The 8,944-nt window shown below is 44.0% G+C and carries 10 protein-coding genes and 1 pseudogene; 9 read left to right on the top strand and 2 right to left on the bottom strand.

Annotation, left to right across the window (positions count from 1 at the left end; translation table 11 throughout):
• Positions 1-120: 120 nt before the first annotated feature.
• Positions 121-741, bottom strand: a complete 621-nt coding sequence (locus VZ94_RS06075) for a helix-turn-helix transcriptional regulator (protein WP_045778558.1) — start codon at positions 739-741, stop codon at positions 121-123.
• A gap of 161 nt (positions 742-902) precedes the next feature.
• Between VZ94_RS06075 and VZ94_RS06070 the strand changes: the two are divergent.
• From VZ94_RS06070 to VZ94_RS06045, 7 genes and pseudogenes are all read left to right on the top strand, one after another.
• Positions 903-1,803, top strand: a pseudogene (locus VZ94_RS06070) (NAD(+) kinase).
• Entirely contained in the window at positions 1,787-3,472 is a 1,686-nt protein-coding gene (recN, locus tag VZ94_RS06065; protein WP_045778557.1) for a DNA repair protein RecN, read from the top strand. Before VZ94_RS06070 ends, recN begins: the two are co-directional and overlap by 17 nt.
• Positions 3,473-3,492: 20 nt before the next feature.
• Complete coding sequence (locus tag VZ94_RS28170; protein ID WP_239649679.1) at positions 3,493-4,092, top strand: agmatine deiminase family protein; 600 nt, start codon at positions 3,493-3,495, stop codon at positions 4,090-4,092.
• Positions 4,058-4,531 carry an agmatine deiminase family protein gene (locus VZ94_RS28165; protein WP_239649678.1) on the top strand — a complete coding sequence of 158 codons (474 nt, stop codon included), beginning with the start codon at positions 4,058-4,060 and terminating at the stop codon, positions 4,529-4,531. The genes VZ94_RS28170 and VZ94_RS28165 overlap by 35 nt, the downstream gene beginning before the upstream one ends.
• A gap of 1 nt (position 4,532) precedes the next feature.
• Positions 4,533-4,898 (top strand): SpoIIAA family protein, encoded by a 366-nt coding sequence (locus tag VZ94_RS06055; RefSeq protein WP_045778556.1) that lies wholly within the window; start codon positions 4,533-4,535, stop codon positions 4,896-4,898.
• Positions 4,899-5,294: 396 nt separating this feature from the next.
• Positions 5,295-6,140 carry a hypothetical protein gene (locus VZ94_RS06050; protein ID WP_131655480.1) on the top strand — a complete coding sequence of 282 codons (846 nt, stop codon included), beginning with the start codon at positions 5,295-5,297 and terminating at the stop codon, positions 6,138-6,140.
• A 46-nt stretch (positions 6,141-6,186) separates the two neighbouring features.
• The gene (locus tag VZ94_RS06045) at positions 6,187-6,753 is read left to right on the top strand and encodes a hypothetical protein (protein WP_045778554.1); all 567 of its coding nucleotides are present in this window, start codon (positions 6,187-6,189) and stop codon (positions 6,751-6,753) included.
• 353 nt (positions 6,754-7,106) lie between these two features.
• Here the strand turns inward: VZ94_RS06045 and VZ94_RS06040 are convergent, their stop codons facing one another.
• Positions 7,107-7,316 carry a heavy-metal-associated domain-containing protein gene (locus VZ94_RS06040; RefSeq protein WP_045778553.1) on the bottom strand — a complete coding sequence of 70 codons (210 nt, stop codon included), beginning with the start codon at positions 7,314-7,316 and terminating at the stop codon, positions 7,107-7,109.
• A gap of 141 nt (positions 7,317-7,457) precedes the next feature.
• Here VZ94_RS06040 and hflD point away from each other — a divergent pair, with 141 nt between their 5' ends.
• A complete protein-coding gene (gene hflD, locus VZ94_RS06035) occupies positions 7,458-8,054 on the top strand; it encodes a high frequency lysogenization protein HflD (protein ID WP_338040264.1) in 597 nt (198 codons plus the stop codon).
• Positions 8,055-8,084: 30 nt separating this feature from the next.
• A partial coding sequence (locus VZ94_RS06030) for an ABC transporter ATP-binding protein (RefSeq protein ID WP_052700252.1) occupies positions 8,085-8,944 on the top strand: 860 nt, incomplete at its 3' end.

Below are 8,944 nucleotides of genomic sequence, written 5' to 3'. Positions count from 1 at the left end.
TAAAGGTTAACTAATACGCTGATGCTAAAAAAAGTCTAAGCCTTTTTTATTGCCTAAACTTTTTTYTAAACTTTTTCGAGTCTAAACAAACTCAAAATTCTGATAGCAAAAATCGTTGTCTCAGCTTAGCTTGAATACACAATCATTATCCCCTTTAGCCATACAGGCTTTATGCTCAACGGCTCGCTGCGTTAAGGCCTTGATTAAGCTTTTATCTAATTCACAAATCTCAGGATGTTTTTGCGCTAAATCATGGTAAATACAATTATGCGCGCGTATTTCCGTAGTCTGACCGTCGCTATTCACGTCAGCACTAAAACCCAACTGATTCATTACAGCAAGCAAGGCTTGTACACGTTGCTCGGTGTTTTTATCGTTAAATTGACTAGCGAGTTGCTCAGCGACGCTATGACCTAGTGTGTGTAAATACTGCTCTAAGCTTTCAGGCGTTAACTCTTGTTTTAAATGACTTAATACTAATTCCGCAAACCACGCGTATTGCTTAGGAAAACAATTAATACCGGCGGCGGTTAGCTGATAACAACGTACTGGGCGGCCTGCTGTCTTACTTAAGCCTCCGGATTGAATATAACCATCGCGCTCTAACACTGTGATATGCTGTTGCACGGCGTTTCTGGAAATGGCTAACTCTGAAGCCAATGCATCTATGGTTAAGCCTGATTTATTTTCCAGTAATAATTTTAAAATATGGTGCTGGCGAGTACCGAGTTTATCGCTCATACGTGAGTTAACTCTCTTGAGGTGGGAGTGTGATAATAATACAATAAAACAGTTATATATGGTTTAAGTTAAGCACTACTTTCTATTGTTTAAAATCTTGTCTTGTATATACTCACTGCTGTTTTTCACCACGCGAGTCGCCGCGCTTTTACACATTCTTCATGCATGCGTCTTTTCACACCATAGGTATTATAGGCAAACCTAGCGACCCCAGTATCGCTAGCACGTTAACCTTATTACACACCTTCTTAATCGAACAAGGTTATCAGGTTATCATTGATGATGATAGCGCACAGCTTATTCAACAAAACCACATTAAACACCGCCCAGCAACGGATTTAGGCCAATATTGCGATTTAGTGATTGCTATCGGTGGTGACGGCACGTTTTTAGCTGCAACTCGCGCGATTGCAGCTTTTGATATTCCACTCATCGGCGTTAACTTAGGAAGTTTAGGGTTTTTAGTCGATATTTCTCCAGACGAACTGGCGGCCACATTATCGCGAATGCTGAAAGGTTTCTACAGCGAAGAAAGCCGGTATTTACTCCGGGCTAAAATCATCCGCGATAATCAAGTGATTCATGAAGAAACGGCGGTTAATGAAGTCGTTGTACATCGTTGGGTGACGCCTAGCATGATAGAAATTATCACTAAAATTGATAATAAATTCTTAAACTCGCAGCGTTCGGACGGCTTAATTATTTCCACGCCTACCGGCTCAACAGCATATTCGTTATCGGCGGGTGGGCCTATTTTGCACCCATCGCTCAACGCGCTGGTGTTAGTGCCGCTAAATCCACATACGTTATCAAACCGGCCTATTGTCATCGCCGATAGCGCTGAAATTGAAATTAGTTTTTGTCAAACTAAGCAAATCAATGCCTTAGTTACCTGTGACCATATCGAAATCCCTAAAGTATTAATTAGCGATAGAATTTTAATAAAAAAAAGAACCTAAGCCGATTAGAATTCTACATCCAGAAGGACATGATTTTTTTCATATCCTCAGAAATAAACTGAATTGGAGTAGTGGCTATCCCGCTTATGCTAGTAAATCTTAATATTATTGATTTAGCCGTGGTCAAATCGCTAGATTTGGAACTAGCCAAAGGTATGTCAGCGCTAACCGGTGAAACCGGCGCTGGTAAATCGATTTTATTAACCGCCTTAGGTTTAGCTTTAGGCGATAGAGCCGATGCTTCATACATTAGACCGCAAGCTAAACGCGCTGAAATTAATTTAGAATTTGATTTATCAGAAGCCAAAGACGCGTCGGACTGGTTACGCCACAAAGAATTAGACAGCGATGGCACAACGTGTTTTGTTCGGCGCGTGATTAATTCAGACGGACGCTCTAAAGCCTATATCAACAACACGCCTGTCAATTTACAAACTTTACAAGAACTCAGCGAAAAACTGGTTGAAATTCAAGGTCAACACGCGCATTTAAGTTTATTAAACAGCGAAGAACAACGTCGCTTGCTAGATGCCTTTGCAAATAACCACTGCTTGCTTGAGCAGCTCAATGACTGTTACAAGCGCTGGCAGAAAGCTGATAAAGAACTCACACAGTTGCGTAAAAGCGAACATGACCAAACGGTTAGAGAAGAATTTCTCCGTTATCAAATCGATGAATTGCAGCAACTGGACTTAGCTCAGTTTGATTATCAAGCATTATCGGATGAGCACGACAAAATAGCCAATTTAGAGCAAATCTTAGCAACGGGACAGGCGCTAGTGGATAGGCTTTACGAACAACCTCACTCTGTGAATGACTTATTGAATTTAAGCATTAATGAGCTCACGCAATTGACCCGGTTGGTTCCTGAATTGGCTGAGATTGCGAGCTTATTAACCGACGCGCAAATCCAAACCGAAGAAGCGGTACAAGCACTACGGCGTTATTTAGACAACGAAGAAGCCGACCCAGCACGCCTAGACGCTTTAGAGCAACAACTCAGTTTGATTCACAGCTTAAGTCGTAAGCATCATGTCAGTCCTGAACAACTACCCGCACATCTGGCAAGCTTAGAGCATGAACTCACTGCTATTACCACCAGCAGCGAGCGCATACTTGAGCTTGCGCAAGAGGTCGAAACCTGGCTTAAACATTACCAAGAGCTGGCATTAGAATTACGCAAGCACCGGCAGACAGAGGCGCAACGCTTAGCACAATACATTAGCGCAGAAATTAAAGAACTGGGTATGCCACAAGGTGAGTTTACGGTGCAAGTCACCGCACACGATCATGAACAGCCACGCTTAAACGGCAAAGACCATATCGTATTTTTAGTCAGCGCGAATCCAGGCTTACCTGCTAAACCGTTAGCAAAAGTGGCATCCGGTGGTGAATTGTCTAGGATTAGCTTAGCGATACAAGTCATTACCGGCAGCGATAAAACCACGCCTACCATGATTTTTGATGAAGTCGATACGGGTATCGGTGGTGGTATCGCTGAAATCGTCGGTCAAAAGTTACGCCGTTTAAGTCAAAACCGACAAATTCTCTGCGTTACGCATTTAGCGCAAGTTGCCGCCCAAGCGCACCATCATTTGTATGTCAAAAAAAACCAAGATACCGATATTACCTCTTCCAGTGTCCGTTTACTCACACCAGACGAACGGGTAGAAGAAACCGCCAGAATGTTAGGCGGTATTACTATCACTGAAAACACGTTAGCTCATGCCCGCGAGATGCTGGCGCTAGCCGAATCAGACTCTACGCATTAATAAACTACAGGAAAAAACTAATGACTCGTTTTCCAGCCGAATGGGAATCTCAATCAGCCGTGTTAATCGCTTGGCCTAACGCAGATGGCGACTTTAGCCGATATTTAAACGATGTTGAGCAGGCTTATTGCTTTATCGCCCAAACCATTGCCGAGCATCAGCGTTTAATCATTGTCGCTAAAGATGATGAGCATCAACGACACATCCAAGATATTATCGATATTAATGCCAACATTAGCTATGTACACGCCGACATTAACGATATTTGGGTACGCGACACGGTCTTTTTAACTGTTGAAGAAGACGGCATCACTCAGTTATGCAATTTCCGTTTTAACGGCTGGGGTGGCAAATATGCTCATGATTTAGACAATGCGTTAAACCAACGCTTATTAACCTCGCCGCTGTTTCAAGGTAAAGCTCATCAACATTACGATTTTGTTTTAGAAGGCGGCAGCGTAGAAAGCGATGGCGCGGGCACGGTATTAACCACGAAACAATGCTTGCTAAACCCCAATCGCAATCCGCGTTATCAACAAGCGGAAATCGAACAACTATTATTGCGCACGTTTAGGCGCAACCCGTGTGTTATGGCTAGACCAACCAAATCTAAGCGGTGATGACACTGACGCGCATATCGATACATTAGCGCGGTTTTGCAGCGTCGATACCATTGCCTATACGAGTTGTGATGATGCAGATGACGACCATTATGCCAGTTTAAACGCCATGGCGGCGCAATTACAGGCTTTACGCACCGAACAAGGCCAGGCGTATAAATTAGTTCCACTGCCTATGCCTAAACCTATTTATGACCCAGATGGACGTCGCTTACCGGCCAATTATGCCAATTTCTTAATAATTAATGACGCTGTCATGGTGCCTGTTTATCAAGACCCTAACGATACCGTCGCATTAGCACGTATAGCCGAATGCTTTCCTGACCGTAAGATTATTGCCACACCGTGCCGCCCCATCGTACATCAATACGGTAGCTTGCATTGCATGACCATGCAGTTTCCAGCAGCGGTTTTTAATCCTCAAACAGCCAAGGTTTAATATGGCGTTAAGCTTAACCATTGAAGCCGATAATCTTGCCGTCATTCATGGCACGGGTGAACTCACACGTCCTGAAGCCGACGCGATAAAACAACAAGTGATAGCCTTTATCCAGCGCGTAGGCAGGATTCGGCTATTGATTGTGATTGAGCCTGGTTTTCGCGGCATCGACCATTTCGCTAGCTGGGAAGACGACCACGACGACGAATTTATTCAACAACATCTGATAAAAATGGCTATCGTAGGCGAATTAAAATGGCAGGAAAGCGCATTGCTGTTTTTTCTGCATGGCTTATTGCCTTTTTCTATTCAATATTTCAGCGCTGAACAAGAAAACCTTGCAAGGGCTTGGTTAAGCTCAGAATAGACACTAATACGATGATTGTAAACCGAATACCGGTATAGATAGCCGATATTCGGCTCACACAGACGTAACTACCCTGATTACTCCTGATAGCGCTTAGTATCTGGTAGTGTCTGTTTCTTCTGTAAACGCCTTAAATCTAGCACTAGGCATTATCCACTAACTCTGCTATTGTTACTCCTGACAGTAATGTCAAAACAATGACCTAACTGTCTGTCCACGCGCTTATCGGCTAACAAAACTATTTTAAAATTTAGCCTATTGTCTAACAGAGTCGCGTACTGTCATTAATCATAATAAAAAGTAAGCCCACTATGAGGAGACGTGTTTCAGGTCGGTTACACCGACGCGCTTACCTGCCGCCGCTATAAAATACAGGCGGAATAACACGCAAACACGATGATGAAATCAAAATATGCTATTGCTTTATCCCTAATCGCCTTAACACCCGTATTAACTTACGCCGATGCTTATAAGCAAAACGCTTTATGCGTAAGCGGTGAATCTAAGCTCTGCTCGACCATGCCGGTTGATTTACCCGATTTAACGGTTGCACAAGGCTACGCGCCAAATACTAACAGCACAACCCCGTCTTCTAATGTCGCACAAGACAATTTCGATTGGTTTAGCTGGCAAATGTTTATCGCATTAAATTGGCCAGCAGATAGCCAAGGTCAGCCGTTACCTAACCCTATCGGCAGCAAACCTGAAGCACCACGCGTTTGGCAAAGCTGGTCATCACCTAATCAAGTTTTTCCAGGTAATGGGCTTAACACCTCATCATGTGCAGCCGGTAAAAAAGGCTTAGTGCTATTCCGCAATACAAAATTTTCTACCCATTCGTTTATAGAGCCGTTTACTAAATGGCCATTAATCGACCAAGCAGGTAATTACGTCGTCTATGATATTCGCATGAATACCATAGAAATTACATACTTACAAAACAATAACTTACTAACAAAAGCCGGACAGCAACAATTTACCGGCACCTACGATTTTCCCACGGGTATCAACAGCACCCAAGGCGCAACAGAAATCAAAACCGCTTGGCGCATACTCACCGACTCAAGCAGCTTTGCTAACTATTACACGACACCTGCCACGATTGTCGTGTCTAAAGACAACAGCGTCACCGGCCAAGAAATGTGTTTAGATGTCACGGTAGGCTTAGTAGGTATGCACATCATGCAAAAAATCACTAATCCTGGTCAGTTCTCAGATTTTTGGGTTTGGGCAACCTTTTGAGCACAACAGCAATGCGCCAACAGCTCAAGGCGCGACGCCTAGCCAAGTGAACCAAAATGCTGCTGTGCAAAAAAATAATTACGACCCACTAGCCAGTTGCCCTGCCCCTAACTCCGTCAACCAAACGTATGCCTTTTATTCACCTAACTGCACCAACAAAGGCGCAGCATGTACGCCTAACCAACCACCTAGCCAAGGCAGCGATAAGAATTTCCTCTGGCAATCTCAACCACCTTACGCCAAACGCTATTTAACCGATGGTCAGTATGGCACTCAGGTTGTACGCTGCTGGGCGATTTACGATAGTGCCAACACCGTGAGTGCACAATTTCAAACCGCATTAGCCGGTACGCCTTGGGCAAACTACATGCTAGTCGGCGCGCAGTGGGCACAAGCCTCGCAAGTAGAATTTCCAAGTCCTGTAAAGCCATTTGCGGCACCCTTTTATTTAACCAACACAACATTAGAAACCTACTTACAGTTACAACCAATTGTGGTCAATGGCAAGCCTAGTACGCAAGCACCAGGCTCGTGCATTACCTGTCATAACATGGCTACCGATAGCGTCAATCATCCGGCTAATTTCAGCTTTTTGCCCGGATATGCGAAGTAAGCCAGCGTAAAAATCTCAACGTGCCTTAAAACGGCACGTTGAGACACACAACACCGATACTTCAAACGGTGACATTCGGTTTTTAAGCAGGGTGCGCTGTATTCATCTTTACTAACATCATAAAAATCAATGAAAAAAGTGCGCGCAGCGCACCGAAAACTTGACCGTTTGAAGGGCTACACACTTAAGACGGGACAGGGTGTTTAGAACGCAGGTGTCGGCAGCAGGGATGCTGCCGCCAAGCCTACAGGGACGTATTTACGGCGTCCTGCGTTCTGAATGCCCTGTCCCGTCTTAAGCTGGTAACCCAAAAAACCTAACGTGACTATCTCGCACAAAGTCGCTGTAGTCGTTCAGCCGACCCCATAACCGGCCTGAGCAATGGCTTGTTTTATCGCTGCTTCATCGACCGCATCAGCATTAAATTCGACACTCACTTTATTTGCGTTATGATTAGCCGTGACGTTCTCGACACCTGACAACGCTTTTACTATCTTGGTGACATTAGCTTCGCAACCGCCGCATTTCATACCGGTCACCGTTAATTCAATTGACTCTGTCATGATTCACCTCTTTGAGAAAAAAATACCTATACCATCATCGTACAACTCACTTTGATCTCGCTAAAGCGAGTTATGGTTAGGCTAAAGCTTAAGTTTAACCCTAATTCTTGGTACGATAATACTAAACCTTTAAATGTGCCCATGTCATTAAATACAATTACTCATCAAACGTTAGCGCTAGCAGGTGTCGCACAAGCCGCCGCTCTGGTCGATCAACTTGCTACAAAAGGGACAACCAATAACCAAGCTATGCAATGCAGTATTGCTAGCATATTAAAAATCGATGCTGAGAGCGTTATCGATGTTTATGGCAGCTTACCAGAATTAGCCTTAGGATTACGCCTCTTAGACGAGCAAATGTCAGCGTATAAAATCCCCCATCCACAACAAGCCCGCTATGCTGCAACACTCGTGTTTTTAGAACGGCAACTGGCAACGCGCAAAGAGCTTTTAAATACGATTCGACAAGGTGTGTTAAAAGCACAAGCACAAAGCGAACAGTTTGGCTTGTTACATGAAAATGTATTAGCTAATTTAGGAAGTATTTACAGCTCAACGATTAGCACCTTACAACCCCGTATTATGGTTAATGGCGACGAACTCTATTTATCACGGCCAGAGATTGCCGATAAAATACGCGCTTGTTTATTAGCAGGCATACGTTCAGCAATGTTATGGCGGCAATGTGGCGGCGCGCGCTGGAAATTTTTTATTTTATCGAAAAAAAATCCAAACTGAATTACAACAGTTATTACGCCAACTTTAGCTATGACGTTGTTAATCGAAGCGCTCGATGTCACGCGCTATTATGGTAAACATCGTGTGGTCAATGCGATTTCGTTTACCTTAACGACAGGGCAAGTATTAGGTTTTTTAGGGCCTAATGGCGCAGGAAAAACCACGACTATGCAAATGCTAACCGGCAATTTAGCACCGAGTAGCGGGACGATTAAGATTAATGGCTTTGATATTGTCAACCAAGCCATATCGGCCAAACAATGCATAGGCTATCTACCGGATACCCCCCCGTTGTACCGGGATTTAACCGTACTGGAATATTTACGCTATTGCGGAAAACTGCATCATATTTCTAACAATCAATTAAATAAAACCGTGCCGTACACGCTTGAACGTTGTGGTTTAGTCGATGTGCAGCAACGCTTAATTGCTAATTTATCCAAAGGGTTACAGCAACGCGTCGGTATCGCCCAAGCTATCTTACACAGTCCTAAATTAATCATTTTAGATGAGCCAACAGTGGGTTTAGACCCACTACAAATTACCGAAATACGCACCCTGATTCGCGAGTTAGGCCAAGACCACGGCATTATTTTATCGACACACCGACTGAGCGAAGTACAAGAAGTCTGCTCCCATGTGCAAATCATCGATAAAGGCACGCTATTGCTCAATCAACGCATAGACGAATTAAACCAATTTATCGACGTAGGCTGTATACAAATTCGCACACAACGACCCGCTGATTTAGACCAAGTTGCCAAAATACCAGGTGTTGACACCGTGACCGCTATAACACCTGAGATATTTCAAGTGCATTACCGCTTGCAAGCCAATCCGACTGCTGAACTCACTGAACTGATTAGAAGCCAAGGCTGGGAATTAGTAGA

This window comes from Methylocucumis oryzae (genome assembly GCF_000963695.1).
GTDB lineage: Bacteria > Pseudomonadota > Gammaproteobacteria > Methylococcales > Methylomonadaceae > Methylovulum > Methylovulum oryzae.
The sequence above is the reverse complement of the archived record's forward strand: the minus strand, read 5'-3'. Positions and strand labels throughout refer to the sequence as shown.

Bases quoted from the DNA above. Each gene is read 5' to 3' on its own strand.
- hflD (WP_338040264.1), top strand. From the start codon at position 7,458: ATGTCATTAAATACAATTACTCATCAAACGTTAGCGCTAGCAGGTGTC.
- VZ94_RS06075 (WP_045778558.1), bottom strand. From the start codon at position 741: ATGAGCGATAAACTCGGTACTCGCCAGCACCATATTTTAAAATTATTA.
- recN (WP_045778557.1), top strand. From the start codon at position 1,787: ATGCTAGTAAATCTTAATATTATTGATTTAGCCGTGGTCAAATCGCTA.
- VZ94_RS06040 (WP_045778553.1), bottom strand. From the start codon at position 7,316: ATGACAGAGTCAATTGAATTAACGGTGACCGGTATGAAATGCGGCGGT.
- VZ94_RS06050 (WP_131655480.1), top strand. From the start codon at position 5,295: ATGATGAAATCAAAATATGCTATTGCTTTATCCCTAATCGCCTTAACA.
- VZ94_RS06055 (WP_045778556.1), top strand. From the start codon at position 4,533: ATGGCGTTAAGCTTAACCATTGAAGCCGATAATCTTGCCGTCATTCAT.
- VZ94_RS28170 (WP_239649679.1), top strand. From the start codon at position 3,493: ATGACTCGTTTTCCAGCCGAATGGGAATCTCAATCAGCCGTGTTAATC.